Source organism: Pseudomonas sp. R19M (assembly GCF_050312585.1).
GTDB classification, from domain to species: Bacteria; Pseudomonadota; Gammaproteobacteria; order Pseudomonadales; family Pseudomonadaceae; genus Aquipseudomonas; species Aquipseudomonas palleroniana.
Genome location: NZ_JBNPJV010000092.1, coordinates 484,693 through 504,078, shown reverse-complemented (window position 1 = coordinate 504,078; position 19,386 = coordinate 484,693). Strand labels below are relative to the sequence as shown.

The 19,386-nt window shown below is 59.6% G+C and carries 16 protein-coding genes; 8 read left to right on the top strand and 8 right to left on the bottom strand.

What is annotated here, in order from left to right; translation table 11 throughout:
- The first annotated feature begins 139 nt into the window (after positions 1-139).
- Positions 140-1,483 (top strand): Wzz/FepE/Etk N-terminal domain-containing protein, encoded by a 1,344-nt coding sequence (locus ACQRBT_RS23490; RefSeq protein ID WP_244383583.1) that lies wholly within the window; start codon positions 140-142, stop codon positions 1,481-1,483.
- 257 nt (positions 1,484-1,740) lie between these two features.
- A complete protein-coding gene (gene lpxO / locus ACQRBT_RS23485) occupies positions 1,741-2,640 on the top strand; it encodes a lipid A hydroxylase LpxO (protein WP_060752807.1) in 900 nt (299 codons plus the stop codon).
- Positions 2,641-2,659: 19 nt separating this feature from the next.
- Here the strand turns inward: lpxO and ligD are convergent, their stop codons facing one another.
- Together ligD and ACQRBT_RS23475 are read right to left on the bottom strand one after the other, a co-directional pair.
- Complete coding sequence (gene ligD, locus ACQRBT_RS23480) at positions 2,660-4,195, bottom strand: DNA ligase D (RefSeq protein ID WP_244698723.1); 1,536 nt, start codon at positions 4,193-4,195, stop codon at positions 2,660-2,662.
- Between the two features lie 22 nt (positions 4,196-4,217).
- Complete coding sequence (locus ACQRBT_RS23475; RefSeq protein ID WP_244383581.1) at positions 4,218-5,051, bottom strand: Ku protein; 834 nt, start codon at positions 5,049-5,051, stop codon at positions 4,218-4,220.
- Positions 5,052-5,235: 184 nt separating this feature from the next.
- On the opposite strand from ACQRBT_RS23475, the gene ACQRBT_RS23470 reads away from it, so the two are divergent.
- Both ACQRBT_RS23470 and ACQRBT_RS23465 read left to right on the top strand, forming a co-directional pair.
- Positions 5,236-5,550: a hypothetical protein gene (locus ACQRBT_RS23470; protein ID WP_060752810.1), complete on the top strand. Its 315-nt coding sequence runs from the start codon at positions 5,236-5,238 to the stop codon at positions 5,548-5,550.
- Positions 5,551-5,562: 12 nt separating this feature from the next.
- A complete protein-coding gene (locus ACQRBT_RS23465) occupies positions 5,563-6,720 on the top strand; it encodes a PQQ-dependent sugar dehydrogenase (protein WP_412045965.1) in 1,158 nt (385 codons plus the stop codon).
- Between the two features lie 179 nt (positions 6,721-6,899).
- On the opposite strand, the gene ACQRBT_RS23460 is transcribed toward ACQRBT_RS23465, so the two are convergent.
- Entirely contained in the window at positions 6,900-7,379 is a 480-nt protein-coding gene (locus ACQRBT_RS23460) for a DUF1348 family protein (RefSeq protein ID WP_060752812.1), read from the bottom strand.
- Between the two features lie 45 nt (positions 7,380-7,424).
- Complete coding sequence (locus ACQRBT_RS23455) at positions 7,425-7,997, bottom strand: TetR/AcrR family transcriptional regulator (RefSeq protein ID WP_060752813.1); 573 nt, start codon at positions 7,995-7,997, stop codon at positions 7,425-7,427.
- Between the two features lie 124 nt (positions 7,998-8,121).
- On the opposite strand from ACQRBT_RS23455, the gene pssA reads away from it, so the two are divergent.
- Together pssA and ACQRBT_RS23445 are read left to right on the top strand one after the other, a co-directional pair.
- Positions 8,122-9,465 (top strand): CDP-diacylglycerol--serine O-phosphatidyltransferase, encoded by a 1,344-nt coding sequence (gene pssA, locus ACQRBT_RS23450; protein WP_060752814.1) that lies wholly within the window; start codon positions 8,122-8,124, stop codon positions 9,463-9,465.
- A 152-nt stretch (positions 9,466-9,617) separates the two neighbouring features.
- The gene (locus tag ACQRBT_RS23445; RefSeq protein ID WP_412045966.1) at positions 9,618-13,289 is read left to right on the top strand and encodes a hypothetical protein; all 3,672 of its coding nucleotides are present in this window, start codon (positions 9,618-9,620) and stop codon (positions 13,287-13,289) included.
- A 47-nt stretch (positions 13,290-13,336) separates the two neighbouring features.
- On the opposite strand, the gene efeO (ACQRBT_RS23440) is transcribed toward ACQRBT_RS23445, so the two are convergent.
- From efeO (ACQRBT_RS23440) to efeU, 4 genes are read right to left on the bottom strand one after another with little or no spacing between them, the layout of a single operon-like run.
- Complete coding sequence (gene efeO / locus ACQRBT_RS23440) at positions 13,337-14,155, bottom strand: iron uptake system protein EfeO (protein WP_198763112.1); 819 nt, start codon at positions 14,153-14,155, stop codon at positions 13,337-13,339.
- Between the two features lie 25 nt (positions 14,156-14,180).
- Positions 14,181-15,485: an iron uptake transporter deferrochelatase/peroxidase subunit gene (efeB, locus tag ACQRBT_RS23435; protein WP_411984037.1), complete on the bottom strand. Its 1,305-nt coding sequence runs from the start codon at positions 15,483-15,485 to the stop codon at positions 14,181-14,183.
- 14 nt (positions 15,486-15,499) lie between these two features.
- Positions 15,500-16,702: an iron uptake system protein EfeO gene (efeO, locus tag ACQRBT_RS23430; protein WP_411984038.1), complete on the bottom strand. Its 1,203-nt coding sequence runs from the start codon at positions 16,700-16,702 to the stop codon at positions 15,500-15,502.
- A gap of 10 nt (positions 16,703-16,712) precedes the next feature.
- On the bottom strand, positions 16,713-17,558 hold the full coding sequence (efeU, locus tag ACQRBT_RS23425) for an iron uptake transporter permease EfeU (protein WP_090371252.1): 846 nt from the start codon (positions 17,556-17,558) through the stop codon (positions 16,713-16,715).
- A gap of 169 nt (positions 17,559-17,727) precedes the next feature.
- Between efeU and ACQRBT_RS23420 the strand changes: the two genes are divergently transcribed.
- Both ACQRBT_RS23420 and ACQRBT_RS23415 read left to right on the top strand, forming a co-directional pair.
- Positions 17,728-18,750, top strand: coding sequence for an AraC family transcriptional regulator (locus tag ACQRBT_RS23420; RefSeq protein WP_412045967.1), 1,023 nt, complete (start codon positions 17,728-17,730; stop codon positions 18,748-18,750).
- A gap of 212 nt (positions 18,751-18,962) precedes the next feature.
- Positions 18,963-19,343, top strand: a complete 381-nt coding sequence (locus ACQRBT_RS23415) for a hypothetical protein (protein ID WP_161548912.1) — start codon at positions 18,963-18,965, stop codon at positions 19,341-19,343.
- Positions 19,344-19,386 lie beyond the last annotated feature (43 nt).

The window sequence follows — 19,386 nt, the reverse complement described above, 5'->3', positions numbered from 1 at the left end:
AGCTTCGTAGGATCTTTCATCAGACTCAGTGGTCACATTGCCATCAGTCTGTAGTGCCAGGGCGTTGTCCCTGATTTTTAAAGTCATAGGGCTTTGAAGAGTGATGGCATTTTAGTGTCAATTTTGAGGTGTTCTTATTTTGAATCGTACTTCCCAGCTTCCGCCCGCTGTCGCTTCCGATGAAATCGATCTATTTGAATTGTTCCAGGGTATTTGGCGGCAAAAAAAGCTGATCGTGGGTTGTACGCTTCTGGTGGGTGTCTTGGGAGCGGGTTATGCCTTCCTGGCGCCGAAGACTTATGAAGTCAGCAGTGTGCTCAGGCCTGCGGCCATCAACGAATTGGACGCCTTGAACCGCTCTGAGGTCTACAAACTCCCGCCCGCCGATGCTCTATTGAAAGTCGGGTCTCAGTTGGATTCGTACGAAGCCCGCCTGGGTTTTTTCAAGGAGCATGAAGAGCTGTTCAAGGCTTTCAAGAAGCCTGGGCAAACCCTGGAACAGAGCTTTGAGGATTTCAACCGCAACTCTGTCAACCTGATCCTGCCGGACCCAAAGAAAGCAGACTCGCTGAGCAACTATATTCGCCTGGAGTTGCAGTACCCGACGGATGTTGACGGTGTGAGCATTCTCAACGGCTTCGTCGATTACGCCATCGCAGCCGAACGTGAGCAAGTCGGCGCAGACCTCAAGGTCATTGTTAATAACCGTTTGACTGAACTCAAGGGCAAGATCGACGCAGCCCGCGCCAACTACGATACCGAAAAGGAATCCAAGATCGCCAAGCTGCTTGAGGCTGATCGACTCAAGCGTGCGCAATTGCAGGATGAGCTAGGTGCCTTGCGTCTGCAGTTGAAGATGGAGCGCACCAATCGCCTGGCCGAACTGGCCGAGGCCATCTCCATTGCCAAGTCCATGGGGATCAAGACACCGACCACGCCATCCTCCATGGCCGATGACTCGCGTGGCGGTTCGAGTCAGGTCATGCGTACCGAGGTCAACAATCAGAAGATCCCGCTGTATTTCATGGGTACCGAAGCCCTGGAAGCAGAGCGCTCCGCATTGCAGCAGCGAACCAGTGATGATTTCACCAACCCTCGTATTGCGGAAATCGGCAAGGAACTTCAGATGCTCGAGTCCAACCGGGAAGTCGAGATCCTGAAAAAGCGTGGGAATGAAGATATTTTCCTGAAGGACGTCGAGCCGCTACGCGCTGAAGTTGCGCGTTTGCGAGGTCTTAACATCGATATGAGCAACCTCAAGTTGGTCACGGTCGACCGCCGCGCCCAGGAGCCATTGGCACCGGTCAAGCCCAAAAAAGCCTTGGTCATTGCGTTTAGCCTGGTGGGTGGCCTGTTGCTAGGGTTGGTGATTGCGCTGATCCGCTACCTCATGCTCAGCCGTCAAGGCGCCATAGCCTACGCAGCATTGGAAGACAGCAGTTTTTCCCGCCGCGAACGCAAAGACGATCAACCCTTGACGTAAAAGACCTGCGCCCGTGGGCGGGCGCGAGCGCCTGCCCACAAATTCTCCAGCACATTCAGTCGACAGCTTTTCACAATTCTTAGTTAACCTTTGGTTACAAACTGTGGCTAAATACCGGCCAATGGTCACACGTCGCAGGAGCTTGCGTGCCGTGTGCCACTTGTACGTGAATTGTGATTTCAGGTGCTGCCTTTTCATCCTTGGCTGATATGGGCCACAGGAGCAGCCTGTTCTCTCCCTGACTTGTGACGAATCCCTTGAAACTCATCATTGTTCTTCTCTACGTTGCCTCTATTGCGTATGTCCACCTGCGTGGCCGGGTGCGGCACAAGCTGGGCCGCCAACTCAGCGATCACTCGACGTTCCTGGCGCCGATCAACTGCTTTCTTTATCTGTTCTCCAAGCAGCCAAGCCGTCCTTTTCTGTCAGCCAGTGACTTTCCGGACCTGAGCCCTTTGCAGGAGCATTGGGAGGAGATCCGCAAGGAAGGTCAGAACCTGATGCAGGCAGGGGCGATCAAACGCTCGGATCAATACAACGACGTGGGTTTCAACTCGTTCTTCAAGTCGGGTTGGAAGCGCTTCTACCTCAAGTGGTACGGCGACAGTCACCCATCGGCGATGAAGCTGTGCCCGCGTACCACGGAGTTGGTGCAGAGCATCGGCTCGATCAAGGCCGCCATGTTCGCCGAGCTGCCACCGGGGTCCAAGCTGGTGCGTCACCGCGACCCCTACGCGGGTTCCTACCGCTACCACTTGGGCCTGGATACACCCAACGATCCAGCGTGCTACATCAATGTGGACGGTGAAAGCTATTACTGGCGCGATGGCGAGCCAGTCATGTTTGACGAGACTTACATTCACTACGCGGAAAACGCTACGCAGCAGAACCGCATCATTCTGTTCTGTGATATCGAGCGCCCGATGAAGTATCGCTGGGCGGCCGCGTTCAACCGTTGGTTCAGCCGCAATGTGATGGCCGCTGCAGGTTCGCCCAATGACGACGGCGACAAGACCGGTGGCTTGAACCGTGCCTTTACCCGCCTGTACAAGATTCGCCTACGTGGCAAAGAGCTTAAAAAGCGCAATCGTGCGCGTTACTACCTGGAAAAGTGGGCAATTTTTGCAGGTTTGGCGCTGATCTTCATTCTCATCTGAAACCTGGCGGCGGCGCGAATCACTGCGGTGGTTGCGCGCCCAGCCTGTCCCACATCTTTTTGCTGATCCGCTGCCGGTTGGCATAACCGGCCCATGGGTCGTTCTTCAAACCTTGCAGGCGTTCCTGCAGGTTCGCCACCGTCCACTGCTGGGCGCCTTGCAATCCCTTCAATTCATCCCGACTGATCGGCACCGACACGGGCAGGCCAGGTCGTGCGCGGGCTGAATAGGCGGCAACGGTACTGGCGCCACGGGCGTTGCGCAGGTAATCGACAAAGATCTTGCCGACCCGGTTTTTCGGGCCGCTGGTGGCCGTGAAGCGTTCAGGCAGTGACCGGGTCATGAACTGTGCGATGGCCTTGGCGAACGCTTTGACGGTGTCCCAGCCGTCCCTGCGTGCCAATGGCACGATCAGGTGCAAACCTTTGCCGCCGCTGGTCTTGACGAATGCGTCGAGCCCCAGCTCATCGAGTACCGACAGCGTCAGTTGCGCCGCCTCCAGCATGTTTTTCCAAGGCAGCGCCGGGTCCGGGTCAAGGTCGAGTACGAATTGGTCCGGTGTTTCGATCTTGTCCGTGGTGGCGCCCCAGGTGTGCAGTTCGATCGTGCCCATCTGCACGGCGCCGATCAGCGCGTCGGTGGTGCGGATCTCCATCAGGCGCGCATGGCCTGGGTCCAGCGCAGGTTCCAGGTGCTTGATATGTGGAATGGCCAGGCGCTCTGAGTGCTTCTGGAAGAACTGTTCGCCCTCAATGCCTTCTGGCGCCCTGAGCAGCGACACCGGCCGGTGCCGCAGGAACGGCAGGATCCAATCACTGATCTGTGCATAGAACTGCGCCAATTGCTGCTTTTGCGTGCCGCTCTGCGGGTCTATGACGCGGTCGGCATGGGTGATGTTCAGCTGACTACGCGGGGCGCGCTTTTGCGCGGAGCGTTGTGCCGGGACGGCGACAGGCGCGTGAGAAGGCTGGGTTCGCGCTGTGTGTTTACCCACCGAAGCGTTGCTGATAACGCTGTTCGGTTCGGCCTCGACGATATCGTAGTCGGTGGCCGGGCGTGCCTGCGGGTCCTTTTCCTTGATCAGCAGCCATTGTTCCTTGGTGCCACTGCCCTGGAGGCGGGTACGCACCAAGGCCCAGTCGCCGGAGAGCTTTTCACCGATCAGGGTGAATTTCAGCCTGCCGGCGCGATAGGCTTTGTGCGGGTCATCGTGGGGCTGCCAGATGCCCCGGTCCCAGACGATCACATCGCCGGCACCGTATTGACCGGCCGGGATACTGCCTTCGAAGGTCCCGTAGCTCAGCGGATGGTCTTCGACATGCACCGCCAGGCGTTTCTGGCTCGGGTCCAGGCTGGGGCCTTTGGGCACAGCCCAGCTTATGAGTACGCCGTCCAACTCCAGGCGAAAGTCATAGTGCAGGTTGCGTGCGGCGTGCTTCTGGATGACAAACGACAGGGCGCCTGCCTCTCGCGTGTTGCCTGGCGCACTGCCGGAGGGTTCTGCGGTGATCTCGAAGTCGCGTTTACGGTTGTATTCGCTCAGGGGCTTGGGCATGGCAAGGGCTCCTTTGGTCGGTTCAGGAAGCTTTGCGCGGTTTTTTGGGGGCGGCTTTTTTCGCCGGTTTACCGGCCAGGCTGCGTTTGAGCAATTCCGTGAGGTCAATCACGTCGGCGGTCTTACGTTCCTCGCTGCCTTCGCTGGATTCCACGTCTTCGATCTTGCCGGCCTTGGCCTTCTTCGCGACCAGCGCCATGATTTTGTCCTGGAAGCTGTCGCGATAATCATCCGGTTGCCAGTCGGCGGTCATGTCCTCCACCAAGCGCTTGGCCATCTCCAGCTCGCCCTTGGCCAGGCTGGGCTTGGTGACGTCGCTGGGCAATTCCAGTTCGTCCAGGCTGCGCACTTCGGCGGGCCAACGCAGCATGACCAGCACCAGGGCCGATTCCAGTGGCATCAGCGCCGCCAGGTGCTGCTTGGTGTGCAGCACGACATTGGCCAGGGCGACCTTGCCGGTTTTCTTCAGGGTTTCGCGCAGCAGCGCATAGACTTTGCCGCCGCGTTTGTCGGGGGCCAGGAAGTAGGGCGTGTCAATGTTTTGCAGGGGGATCTGGTCGCTGGCGACAAAGGCGATGATTTCGATGGTCTGGGTCGACTTGGGGTGAGCTGAGCGGATTTCTTCTTCGCTGAGCACCACGTAGCGACCCTTTTCATAGGCCACTCCCTTGACGATGTTCTCTTTGGTGACCTCCTTGCCGGTGGTCTTGTTGATGCGTTTGTAACCCACCGGGTCCATGCTGCGTTTGTCCAGCCAATCAAAATCGACGCCTTGTGAAGACGTCGCCGAGACCAGGGAGACAGGGATGTGGACCAGTCCGAAACTGATGGCGCCTTTCCAGATTGCTCGTGGCATAAGTGCGATTCCTTGAGAAGTGCCGGTCTTCTGGTGACTGGCCGGCTCGGGAAAAAGTTTCGACGGAGGGATGCACGGACAGATCGTGTTACACCTGATCAGAAAGTATTTAGTTACGAATGCCGAACCCTAGGCGTAGCGTGTTATCGAAAGCACGTGTTGTCCGCTTCAGAGAGGCATAGTCATGAACCGTTGTGTACGTCATTTCGCTGCATTGGCGTTGGGCCTGGCGCTGGTGCCCTTGGCCCAGGCGCAAAATCTGCCCGGCCACTTTGATACCAACAACAGCCCTATTCATCGGGCCAACCCCAACAGCATGCAGGGTACGGTGCCCAATGCGCCGCCCACTCGGGGTATCCCGGCCGTTCCCAGCGGCCCCGCGCCGACCCTTGAAAACGGCGGTATCGGCAATCGCTATCCCCAGCGCGACAGCGCCCCCAGCCGGCCCGCGACCGAAACCAAAGCACCCACCTATGATGCCAACGGCAATCGCCGGTAAGGACGACGTCTTATGTTTCTACGCAAAACCCTGCTAGCCGCGATGTGTGCAACCACGCTACTTCCATTGACGGCCGTGTTTGCGGCGCAGGCTCGACAGTTTCCCAGCGAGCAGGGCAGCATCAGCGTCACGCCCGTCGCCAAGGGGCTGGAGCATCCATGGGCCATGGCATTCCTGCCGGATAAACAAGGTTTCCTGGTGACTGAGCGTCCTGGCCACCTGCGGTTCGTCAGCCCGGACGGCAAACTGTCGGCACCGCTGACCGGCGTACCTCAGGTGTGGGCCAAAGGGCAGGGCGGCTTGCTTGACGTCGTGCTGTCACCGGACTTCAAACAGGACCGCCTGGTGTACCTGTCCTACGCCGAAGGCGGTGGCGAGGGGGGCAAGGCCGGTACCGCCGTCGGGCGTGGGCGCCTGGCCGATGACTTGAGCGGCTTGAAGGACTTCAAGGTCATCCTGCGCCAGGAACCCAAGTTGTCGACCGGTAACCACTTCGGCTCGCGCCTGGCTTTCGACCGTGATGGCTACCTGTTTGTGACCTTGGGTGAAAACAACGATCGCCCGACGGCCCAGGACCTGGACAAGCTGCAAGGCAAGGTGGTGCGCATCTTCCCGGATGGCCGGGTGCCGGAGGACAACCCCTTTGTCGGCCAGCAGGGCGTACGCCCCGAAATCTGGTCGTATGGCCAGCGTAACCCGCAGGGTCTGGCAATGAACCCGTGGAGCGGCACGATCTGGGAAAATGAACATGGGCCTCGCGGTGGTGATGAAATCAACATCATCGAGCGTGGCAAGAATTACGGTTGGCCGCTGGCGACTCACGGCATCGACTATTCGTTGACGCCGATCCCGGAGGCCAAGGGCAAGGAAGTGGAAGGCACCGTGGCGCCCCATCACGTCTGGGAGAAATCACCGGGCATCAGTGGCATGGCGTTTTACGATGCTGATCGTTTCAAACCCTGGCAGCACAACGTGTTCATCGGTGCCTTGGCCAGCCAGGAACTGATACGCCTGCAGTTCGATGGCGACAAGGTGATCCATGAGGAGCGTTTGCTTGGCGGCTTGAAAGCCCGCATCCGCGATGTACGGCAGGGCCCGGATGGCTATATGTATGTGCTCACGGATGAGGATGACGGCGTGTTGTATCGGGTTGGCCTGAACTCGGACTGAGTGGGTTGCGGTGCAATGCCAGTCAGTCAGGGCTTGCTGCTGTCACTGTGGCGAGGGAGCTTGCTCCCGTTGGGCCGCGAAGCGGCCCCAGCTTTTGGTTTGAAAAGACTGGGCCTGCTACGCAGTCCAACGGGAGCAAGCTCCCTCGCCACAGGTTATCCGTCGTCCGCTCTAAATGTTTAGAGCCCCAGTTCGGACAGCCCCGGATGATCATCCGGGCGTCGGCCCAGCGGCCAGTGGAATTTGCGCTCGCTTTCCTGGATCGGCAGGTCATTGATGCAGGCAAAGCGGTTCGCCATCAGGCCGTTTTCGTCGAACTCCCAGTTCTCGTTACCGTAGGAACGGAACCAGTTGCCGGAGTCATCGTGCCATTCATAGGCATACCGCACCGCAATCCGGTTATCGGTAAACGCCCATAATTCCTTGATCAGCCGATAGTCCAGCTCCTTGGCCCATTTACGGGTGAGGAAGCCCTTGGCTTCTTCGCGGTTGTGGGCAAATTCGGCGCGGTTACGCCATTGCGTATCCAGGGTGTAGGCCAGCGACACTCGCTGTGGGTCGCGGGAGTTCCAGCCGTCTTCGGCCAGGCGAACTTTTTCGATCGCCGACTCGCGGGTAAAGGGCGGCAAAGGCGGGCGTGTTTCCGGGAGAGATGACATTGGGCAGTTCCTTGACACAATAAGGGTTATCGAGAGTTGCCGGATTTACGCGTTCTCAAGTCCTAATAACGTTCGCGCCATGCATTGCGCATTATCAGCGGCTGTTGAATCGCCCATCACCAAGGCAACGGTTATCGCACCATCGATCAATATCAGCAGTTGCGCGGCCTGCTGTTGCGGGTCGGGGGTGCCATGTGCTTCACACAGTTCAAGTGCGTACTCGAACAGTTTCTGTTTATGGGCTTTGGCCAACAGCCGCACCGGGTCTTGCGCGTCACCGGTTTCGCCGCTGGTGTTGATGAAGGCGCAGCCACGAAAGTCCGCCGACGCAAACCAGGTTTTCAGCGCACTGAACAGCGCCAGCAGGCGCTCGCCGCTGCTTTCGCTGCGTTCCACTTCTGCGCGCAGCCACTGCATCCAGCGCTCATCGCGGCGTTGCAGGGCGGCGATCACCAACTCGTCCTTGTTGGCGAAGTAGCGATAAATACTTTTTCTCGACACACCGGCGGTTTTCACCAAGAAATCCATGCCGGTGGCGGCGATGCCGTGGCGATAGATCAACTTCTCGGTGACGTCGAGGATAATGTCGCGGGTTTCACTGGGAGTCATGTCGTTCATGTGGCTAACAGTAGAACGATCGTTCTTCTTGGTCAACCAACTTTTTCAATGCGTGACTGCGAGACCTGAGCGCACCCATGGTGTAAGCTCGTGACCTCTTCGGATTCGACCCATTGCGAGCCTTATGCCGTCGTTCTTCAAACGCTCCCTGTTGCCCAAACTTCGCGGTTTTCCAATCACCCCCGAGGCCATTGACGTGCTGTCCGGCGCCGAGGCGTTCCGGCGTTGCCTGCTGGAAAAGATTCCCCAGGCCACTCGGCGCATCTACATCGTTGCGCTGTATTTGCAGCACGACGAAGCGGGGCAGGAGATTTACGACGCGTTACATGCCGCCAAGGCCGCACGGCCGGAGCTGGACATTGTGGTCGTGGTCGACTCGCTGCGTGCACAACGCGGCCTGATCGGCGCCGGCAAGCAACCCGGCAACAGCGCCTGGTACCAGGCCATGACCCAAAGCCATGCCAGCGAAGTGCCGGTGTACGGCGTGCCGGTGCAAACCCGCGAACTGTTCGGCGTGCTGCATCTCAAGGGCTTCGTGATCGACGACAGCGTGTTGTATAGCGGCGCGAGCCTGAACAACGTGTACCTGCACAAGTTCGACAAGTACCGTTATGACCGCTACCACTTGATCCACAGCCAGCCGCTGGCCGACTCCATGCAGCATCTGGTGGAGCATGGCCTGGTCGCTTCCAAGGCGGTGCATCGCCTGGACCTGCCCAACCCGCCCACCACCCGCAGCCTGCGCAACGACATCGGCGACCTGCGCAGCCGCCTGAAACATGCGGCCTACGACACCACCGCCGGGCAGTTGCCCAATAACCACCTGGCCGTCAGCCCGTTGCTGGGCGTGGGCAAGAACAACCCGCTGAACCGGGTCGTCCTAGAACTGATCGCCAGCGCCCAGCATCAGCTGACCATCTGCACCCCGTATTTCAACCTGCCACTGCCTGTGACCCGGGAACTCAACCGAGCCCTGGCGCGAGGCGTGAAGGTCGACATCATCGTCGGTGACAAAACCGCCAATGATTTCTACATCCCGCCCAGCGAGCCGTTCAAGGTGATCGCAGCGTTGCCGTACCTCTACGAAATCAGCCTGCGCCGCTTCGCCAAGCGGCATCAGCCGGTGATCGACAGTGGCCAGTTGAACCTGCACCTGTGGCGCGACGGCGACAACACCTACCACCTCAAGGGCATGTGGGTCGACCAACGCTACACCTTGCTCACGGGCAATAACCTCAACCCGCGAGCGTTCCGCCTCGACCTGGAAAACGGTTTGCTGATCGATGACCCCCAAGGCCAATGGCTGGCGCCGCGACGTGCGGAGCTCGCGCAAATTTTCCAGCACACCACGCGTATTGCCGGCTATCAACAGTTGCAGTCCCTGGTGGACTACCCCCCGGCCGTAGGCAAGTTTTTACGGCGGGTCAGTCGGGTGCGGATTGAGCGGTTGTTGTACCGGATTCTGTAAGCGCTGAGCGTCACAAGATAATTCCCGGTTTCTGCCTGCATCTCTTTGGGACTTGGCTTACGAAAGAGCCCAATTGCGACTTGTAGATTTCCTCTCGACAGTTCTTACGGACGAGAACTCTCACCATTCTGACTGGTAGAGAGGAAATAGAAATGTCGCTTATCCAGGTAAACCCTTACCACCGGTTCTCCCACCTGCCTCCTGCGTCGGATGGGGCGGTGTCGAACCCGTCAACGCGAGACAAGCGTGGCGCCACGGCTGCCGTAGCTGAAGCGCCACGTCGATTCCCCTCCGAAGAAAACGCGCCCAAAGGCGATGCAACCCTGCAGACCAAGGTGGGGCGCTGGCTGAGTTCAGGGGTTGCCCCTGAGCCGCTTATCCCGCGAAATGCCTCGATTGGGCCGTTTATCAGTCAATACCAACAGGCACTCAGCGAGCCGCCAGTGCAGGACTGGTTTCGCGCCAAGGGCTTGAAGATCTCTACGGTGCGCGTGTTCAGCGACAGTGTGGTGGGCGTGGTCAGTCGCGATGGAAAAGACATCTTCGTACGGTTTACCACCACCGATGGTTCCGGCTGGTGGGAGGCCAGCGGCAAGCTTCGCAAGGTGCAAAAAATACTCTCGCCGAGTGACTTGGGGATTCCCGCCAACATGCCCTCCGAGCCGATCCCGCGGGATATCATCCTGGATTTTTATGGGGTGCAACCTGCGAAGAACGAGCAGGCGGCACCCGCGCTGGGGGCGCAGCTCAAGCGTAATGGCTGGCCGCCCATCAGCGTTGAGAAGCGCCAGCAGTGGCGCGACGCTTTTACCCGCACAGTGACGGCGAACAGCGATGCAACCGCTCGCAGCGGTTTGGCCGAACAACTTCGCCAGCGCTTGCGAGGCCTGAAGGAGGGCGAGGCTCCGCGGTTGGATGAGCAAGCCTATGTGGCGCCACCGGGCTCCTCTCTGGAGCGCAACAGCCAATTGCCACGCCAAGCCTTTGTCGAGCTGCTCGCCTCGCCGGCGTTTCGGGACTTTCTTGAGAAAATCGGCCTGGACAGCGTCGGTGACCGTTTCAGAATCAGTCAGGGCGAGCTTCAACAGTGTGATGCCAAGGGCACGTGGCGGTCCCTGCAAGCCTACTTCGATGACGAAGTTGGCAAGAATCCCGACCCTGGCGTGCAGGCAATGAAGAGGCGGTTACAAGCCTTGGTCGAGCAAAGTCAGAAAACCGGCAACGCCCTGTACTCCACCGATACTTGGGATATGCGCCAGGCACTGGATTTCTTTGGCCTGAGTTCGCCCACGACGCTCGAGCAAGGCCGCGACGTGCAGGCTTGGCTCGACACGCGATGGCCTGAGCCACCGCTGACCGCTGACTACGCAGCTTTGACCCCCTACACCTGGACACCGGGCGCATTGACGGCGGCTGACTGTGAAGTGCTAAAGACTGGCGCGGCGAGCGTCGCCGGTTTGTTCGATAGCTTCCTGGCCACCCCGGACCCCTGGCAGGCGTTGTCTGCAGACCCTGACCGGCGGTTGACCGCCTTTTTCGATTCGCCCGCTGCCGTGACCCAGGCCGAAGCCTTGGCCAAGGAACTCAAGCTTTTCGACGTGGCTGATGGTCAGCCGTTACCCAGGGCGCAGCGTCATGCGTTGCTCGCTACGGCGCTCAAGCTCAACCTTCAGGGCAGCCTGCCGGGCAAACCAGGAGAAGTAGCCGGCTACGCGATTTATCAGCCTGCCAATTTCGGACGCACGCAAAAAGAAGTGCGTGCCGACATCGAGCGGCACCTGCGGGAAAAAGGCGCCAGCGCTGAAAGTGCGCCGTTTCTGGCGCATATGTTCCTGGCACAGGCTGCGCCGGAAATGTTGCTCAAGCCCGACCCACAACTGCCTGCCTCAATACCCCAAGTACTCAAGCAAAACCCCGATGACGTGCGGATGGGTTCCCCGGCATGGCTCGCCATGCGTCTGGGCTGTGGGATCGCCGAAGCGCTCGCCGGGCCAGGCAGTTCGCGGGCGATGAACGCAACGCAGGTCAATGCCCTGGCACGCTTGCAACCGCAAAACCCGGAGCAGGAGGCGTTGATCAAAGGTGTGGGCACCCTGCCTTTGTTGGAGTGGGCCGTGATGGCCGGCGTGTTTCCCAAGCCGTTGGACGGCAAATACACCGCGCAAAACTACCAGGCGGCTGCACAAGCCTTCACCGAGCAGCAAAACAGCCTCCGCGACGCCTTCCAGACGCTGACGGCCGAGCCGCCCTCGATGACCCGCCTGCTTGTCGAGCAATTGACGCTGCTGTTTCCCGAGATGAGCGAAGATGAAATCCGTGGCTTCACTTTGCGCCGGGTGGCGGATCCCAGGCAGCACGGCCAACCCCATGAGGTTTTGTTGACTGAGTTTCTTCTGGCGGAACAAGACTCGCCGGGTGCGCTGGTCGCGTTCAACACGTGGCTGAACGAATACCGCGCCGGTAAAGCGAAGTACAAGTTCGAACATCCACGCATTTCCCAGGCGGATTTTGATGAGCGGATCAAAAAACTGCCGAAAATCGCACCGCTGGTCGCGCCCGCCATCGAGCGCTACGTGGCTGATTGTCGTGCGGCGCAGGCCACGGTACTCAAACTCATGTTTGCGCAGTTGCCGCTGGAAGACCGTAAGGCCCTTGAAGTGGGGCAAATCGAATTCTTCAGTTTGCGCGAGGCGACCGGCGAGGCCATTGAGGACGACGAAGGCGCCGATTCCAAGGTGGCCGAACACAAGGGCACGCATGGCACGTTGATCCGTTACGAGACCGGCGCCGTCGAGCCTCGCTTCGGGTATTTCGAGGTGTTCCCCGGCGCCATGCGTATCGTCAAGCGCGACGACTTGAGCTACACGCTGCCGCTGGGCGGGCAGGTCGAAGTGGGGCAGAAACCCCATGGCCCCTTTGCGTATGTGCGGCGCGAGTTCCGGCACACAAAACCTGCCAGCTTTGATTTCGCGGCGTATAAAACTGGCAGCGAGCCGAAAGCCGGCGTGCAGTCATCGGTCATCATCGAAAAGGCCGCGACCGACCTGCCTGCCACGTTGATGCCCGGCCATCCAAAGCACGCACAGCTGCCGGTGCCCACGACGTTCAGCAGCGAAAAAACCGGCCGCATTGTCGAGGGCGTACTGAGTAACAGCTTTACCATGCCACGTGAGCCTTTGCTCCGCTATGCCAACCAGCCCACCGACTATCAACGTCGCCGGGCATTCCCGTTTGGCTCCGAGGACGTTTTCGGCCCTGAAAACCTGCGGATGGTCTTGGGCCTGCTGCCCTTTGTCGGCGCCTTCGCCGATGTCGCGGAGGGCAAGACGGCGCAAGGGGTACGCGGCATATTGATCGATTTCGCCTCGTTCGCAGTGACCGGTGGGTTAGCGGGTGTGAAGAGCTTTTACAGAGGGCTGAAAGTGGTATTGCCATTTAATGGCAGGGCATTTTCCATGCAGGGGTTCGCGGGGGTATCACCGTTTTTTCGCAGCGTGCTCAATCCGTTGGATGGCGCCATTGGGGTATTGAAAACGGGGCAGAAGGTGGCGGCTTTCGGTAAAAACTTCATGCGCGGAGAGTTGCGCGCCCTGGGGGCGGATATCTACCTGCCTGCAACTGTGTTTGAAAAGTGTCGCTGGGGGGCCGGTGTGTATTCCAGCGTCAACGCAGAATCCGGCCAGCCTGCCGGCAGTCGCGCCGGCACCTGTGCCGGACGCCCGTTGTACGCCGTGCAGAAAAACAACCTGTGGTATGCGATCAACCCGCACACCTTCAAGCCTGAAGGGGCGCCCCTGCAGGGCTTTCAGCCGTCGGCCGCCTGACCTCACAGACGCCTTCGCCGCGACGGTGGCGAAGGCGCGCGCAAAGATCAGTTCAAGCCCAATTTGCCGCGCAGGGTCGACAGGTCTTCGGCCAAGGTATTGACCGGGCCGACCAGGGCCTTGCGGTCGTTTTCCTTGACCTTGTCGTAGGTCTCAAAACCGCCATCCTTGGTTTTGTACTTGGCCAGGATCTTGTCCACGGTGGCGAAGTTCTTGTCGACTTTGGCCAGGAACGCCTTGTCCTGCTTCTCGATCTGGCCACGGAACAGATCGACGATTTTCTTCGCGCCATCGACGTTGCCCTGGAAGTCATACAGGTCCGTGTGGCTGTAGCGATCTTCTTCGCCGGAGATCTTGGTGGCCGCGACCTCTTCGAGCAGCGCAGCGGCACCGCCGACGACTTTCTCGGGCGGGAAGGTCAGGCCTTCGACGCGGGTCTGCAGGTCCTTGACGTCGCCGTTCAGCTTATCGGCCAGGGCGCCCAGGCCCTCGGTGGTGTTCTTGGAGAACAGCGCGTATTCGATCCGGTGGAAGCCGGTGAAGTCGTCGGCTTCAACGCCTTTCTCGTGATCGTCGACACGCGAGTCGATAGACGCGTCGAGGTCGCTGAACAACTCGGCGATCGGCTCAATCGACTCGTAGTGCACGCGGGTCGGCGCATAGAGTTTCTTGGCGGTGGCCAGGTCGCCTTTCTTCACGGCGTCGGTGAACGCCTGGGTCTGGGTGACCAGTTCACCGATTTCTTCGGTGACGTAGATCTTGTAGTCCGACACCGGGCCTACCAGGTCCAGTGGCGCAGTGGCGGCGAAAGCGGCCAGTGGCGAAAGGCTCATTAACAACGACAACGCGATAGACGACTTCTTCATGGGACGTATCCGCTCTGGGTTTGTTTTAGGTATTGGCAGTGGTTTGAGGGTGCGAGGCCGCGAGCAGCGTACGCCCGAGGAAGTCCTTGGGCCCCGTGACGCCCGGCAAGGTGAAGAAGTACCCGCCGCCGACCGGCTTGAGGTATTCCTCCAGGGGCTCGCCGTTGAGCCGGGTTTGCACGCTGATAAAGCCTTTCTCCAGGTCAGCCTGGTAGCAGATGAACAACAGCCCCATGTCCAGCTGACCGTTTTTATTGACGCCGTTGGAGTAGTTGAACGGCCGACGCAGGATCAGGTTGGCCTGGGTCTGCGGCGTACGCGGGTTGGCCAGGCGGATGTGGGCATCGAGCTTGGTCAGCTTGCCTTCCGGGTCTTTGCTGTAGTCCGGCACCTGGCTTTCGCGCTGGCCGTCCATGGGCGCGCCCGTGGGTTTGACCCGACCGATGATGCTTTCCTGTTCCTGCAGCGGGGTACGGTCCCAGCGCTCGACGAAATTGCGGATGATCCGCACCGCCTGATAGCTGCCGTTGGCGGCCCAGGCCGGTTCATCGCTGCTCGGTTGCACCCAGACGATCTGGTCCATGGCTTTGTTGTCGTTGGAATTCGGGTTGGCCGAACCATCGCGAAAACCGAGGAAGTTACGCGCGCTCTGGGCCGGTTCGCCGGTTTTGGCCGGGGCCTGAGGCGGAACGCTGCCTTCCTGTTTCCAGCGCACCAGCAGCAGGTCCGGCAGGTTTTTTACAATGTCGCGCAGGGCATGGATATTGGTGTCAGTGGTGTTGGAGGAAAACTGCAGGCTCAAGTCGCCATGGCACTGCGCCGGTTCCAATGCATCATTGGGAAAGCCGACCATGCGGATCAGGCGCTTGGGCTTGACCGCCGACAGGCCGAAGCGCTCATCGAACAGCGATTCACCCACCGATACGGTGATGGTCAGGTTGTCGGGCGTCACCACCGGGCCGAGAATGCCGGAGTCGGTCGGCGGCAGTTTCGGGTCGACTTGCGGCACGGGGCCGCCGGTCATCAGGAAGTGGATACGTTCGTTCAGGGTACGGAACAGACGCTCCAGGTCTTCGCGGTCGCTGGCCAGTACATCGAACGCCACTACCATGCCGCAGGCGGGGCGCGGGGTGACGATGCCGGTCTGGTGTTTGCCGAAGAAATCCTGGTGGTCCTGGGTCTTGTCGCTGCGCGGTGCGGTGGTGACTTGCTCGGCTGCGGCGGCCATGGCCGGGCAGGTCAGGGCACTGCCGGCAATCGCCGCTCCGGTGGCCGCCATGCCCAACAGGACGCGGCGACGTTGGAGGTTGGTGTGTTCAGAATCACTCATGTGTGCGGTCGTCTTCACTGCAGGCCGGAAAGGCCAAGGGCGGGGTCGATTCCATCGAGTGCAACGGCCAGAGCCTTGGCCTTGTCGGCGATCTGCTTGCGCTGATCGGCCGTAACACTGTCGTAGCGGCTGAATTGACCGTCGACTTTGAAACCATTGAGTTCGGTATCGAACGCGTCGAGCGCGCTGTCGACCTTGGGCACCAGGTCGGCGGCGGATTGGGTCAACAGTGGGCGCATCAGGTCGACCACCTTGCGCGCCACCGCAAGGTTGGCGGCAAAGCCGTTCAAGTCGACGTGGCTGTAGCGTTCTTCTTCACCGCTGATCGCACGCGTGTCCGCCAGGCTGTTGAGGTTGCGTACCACGATGCCGACCAGTTGTTCCGGTGGCAGCGACTGCGTCAGCAATTGTTGCTTGAGCTGGGTGACATCGCTGACCAGGCGTTGGGCAACCGGTGCCAGGCCGTCCAGGTTGTGCTGCTGGAACAGGCTGTATTCCAGGCGGTGGAAGCCACTGAACGCGGGGTCTTGCTCGCGCTTTTCAAAGTAGTCGGCACGCGCATTGATGGCGTTGTCCAGTTCGGCCAGGCGCTGGGAGGCGGGCGCCAGCCGTTGGTAGGCTTCGCGGGCCGGCACATACAGCGCCTGCGCCTGGGCCAGGTCACCGGCGTCAATGGCTTGCTGCAGGGCGGTCACGGCCTTGACCAGCGCGCTGCCATGGCTGCTCAGATACACGCGGAACTCCGACAGTGGGCCGATAAACGCCACCATCGACGGTTTGGCCTTGGCCTGCGCGTCGGACTCGGCAGTCGGCGTCACATGCAGGGTGCCGCGTGGGTTGCTCAGCAGGCCGCAGGTGATGGCGTAGTCGCCGGGCAACAGGTTGGCGTTGATCACCTGGCTCAAACCGGGCGCGATGTTCTCGCGCTCTTCGACCACCAGCACACCGTCGAGGATTTCCCATTCCACCGCACGGTCGGAGCGGTTGATGATACGAAAACTGGCACGCCCGGCAGGCACGGTCAGCGCGTTGGGTTCGCAGGCGTGGCTATGGATGGTCACGGCGATTTCATTGTGGTTGCTCTGGCGTTTGGCCGCGGCCAACTGCGATGCGTAGTAGAACAAGCCACCGGCGGCGATCATCACGATCACCGAGCCGGCCACGGCCCAGCGCAGGGCGCGGGACGGTGGGGCCGGTTGAGGGGTTGGGTTGGACAAGAGGCGGTCCTTACTGGCTGGAAACGGAAGAAGATTTGGCAATCGGCTTGGCGGGCGCCGAAGGCAGGAAGAACATCACCAGGGCCACCACCAGATAAATCAGATAAGCACCCAGGGTGCTGACGGTCGGCGCTTCCTGGTAACCGAACATACCGGCCAGCACCGAGCCCAGCGGGCTGTCCATGGGCAGCGCGGCGCTGAAGTCAAACAGCACGGTTTGCAGGTGGTTCCACACGCCGGCTTCATGCAAGGCCTGCACTGAGTTGGCGAGGATGCCGGCGGCGACCACCAGAATGAACAGGCCGGTCCAGCGGAAGAACGCGCCGAGGTTCAAGCGCATGCTGCCGGAATAGATCAGCAAGCCGACCACAATCGCCAGGATCAGGCCGAGCAGGGCACCGATCGGCGCGCCGGGGCCTTCGCTCTGTTGGAACACGGCCAGCAGGAAGAACACCGTCTCCAACCCCTCACGGGCCACGGCGAAAAACACCATGGCGATCAGCGCGAACACTTGATGTTTTGAACCAGCCAGGGCGTGGTCGAGGGACTCATGCAGGCTGTGCTTGATGGAGCGTGCGACCTTGCGCATCCAGAACACCATGGAACTGAGGATGCCCACGGCGATCAACCCTACGACGCCTTCGAAGAGCTCCTGTTGTTTCTGCGGGAACTCAGCGCTGACCAGCTCCAGGCCACCGCCTACCAGCAGGGCCAGGGCGGCGGCGAGAAATACGCCGATCCACACGGCGGGCATCCATTGGCCACGGCCGGTCTGTTGCAGGTAACTGGCGATGATGCCAACGATCAATGCGGCTTCAATGCCTTCGCGCAGCATGATTAAAAAAGGAACAAGCATTCGGCACCGCAATCATGACTGGATGAGATGGCAATTTGTAACATAATGATACTCATTGCTAAACAAGAAATATTGACTTTCGCTGAACCGAGGCTGAACGGTGGTGGCGAATCGCAAGCGCCTTTATGATGCAGGCCTTGCTTATGCGCCGTTGAAAAGCCCATTCCCCATGGCGGAAAAAGACACCATCTCCATCCATCTTGTGCGTGAGGCGCTGCTGCAGAGCTGCGCGTGCGACTTGGCGATTGCCGAAGTACTGAGCAAGGCCGGTATCGACCCGGCGGCGTTGGAGCAGGGCAACGCCCGTGTGCCGGCGACGGCGTATGCGCGGTTGTGGCGTTTGTTGGCGCGACGCATGGACGATGAGTTTTTCGGGATGGACCCGCGCAAGCTCAAATCCGGCAGCCTGGCGTTTCTCTGCCGCGCCGCCATCGCGCAACCGACCCTGGCCGCCGGCCTGGAAACCGCGCTGGGGTTTCTGTCGTTGATGCTCGAGCGGTTGCCCGCGCAACTGGTCCGCCAGCAGAGCCTGGCGGAAATCGTGTTGGTCGAACCCGAGGCGCAACCCAATCGGGCATTTACCTATTTTACGTATTGGATGATTGTCCACGGCGTGGCGTGTTGGCTGGCGGGGCGACGGATTCCGATCCTGGCCATCGAGTTGCGTTGCGCGCAGCCGGACTTTTGCGACGATTACCAAGTGATGTTTTCCGACAACCTGCGCTTTGATCGGCCACGCACGCGCATGATCTTTTCCGCAGACTGCCTCGACCTGCCGATCAAGCGCAGTAACGAAGAACTCAAGCGCTTCCTGGCCCATGCACCGGCCAACATCCTGGTCAAATACCGCGACCCTGATAGCCTCGCCAATCGCCTCAAACACGACCTGCGCCAAATGCCCCCCGAGACCTGGCCGGAAACCGAGGGTCTGGCGACCCGCCTATGCATTTCCGCCTCCACCTTGCGCCGCCGTCTGGCGGAAGAAGGGCAGACCTACCAGGGCCTCAAGGACAGCGTGCGCAAGGAACTGGCGATTGTCTGGCTGGCCGAACCGCAGATCAGCTTCGCTGAAATTGCGGCGCGGCTGGGGTTTGCCGATGCAAGTTCATTTTATAAGGCATTTCGTAAGTGGTCGGGGTCCAATCCTGGGCATTATCGAAGTCTGATTCTGAATGAACACAGCCGGTTTTAGTTGCCGCCCTGCGGGACTAGGAAATAGCTGACCAAGACTTTCTCCTGGGTATGACAGAGTTGGCTTATTTGATGATAGGACGCGTCTGGCATATTCAGGGTTATAAAACGTGCATTGTAGGTGGGTGATTCCTACCTGTAGTTCTGTCTGAGGTGTTGGGGGATAGGTAGGTCACTTGATCAACCTGTCGTTCAACTGTGAGGATGGAAATCATGAAAAGGTTTATCACCTTTGTCGTTTTGATGTCGGCTTTTGTGTCCTTTCAAGCGTTTGCTGGGTGTTGGTCTATTACGGACACCTATACGGGAATACTGGAAGGAGAAAGCGAAAAAGTGGCCTACGGACCCTTTACTATAACCTCCGCTAATGGGTGCCTGAATGCGAACATTGATGCAACCATTACTGCGGTAGACCGCGGAAGGCCACCTCAGCTATCGATACATAAGGAAATAGGTTCGTCGTGGGCTCAGGTGGCAGGAAATACGGGTAGTAATGTTTTGTATAGCGGTTCATTTGGTACTTATCGGGTGATGATAAAAAATCCTGATGCTGCACCTAAAGTCTACTTGGGAACTGTCAAGTACGGTCGCTGAAGAGAGTGTCAGCAGTGAGCCCAAGCTGTTGATGGGCTCACTG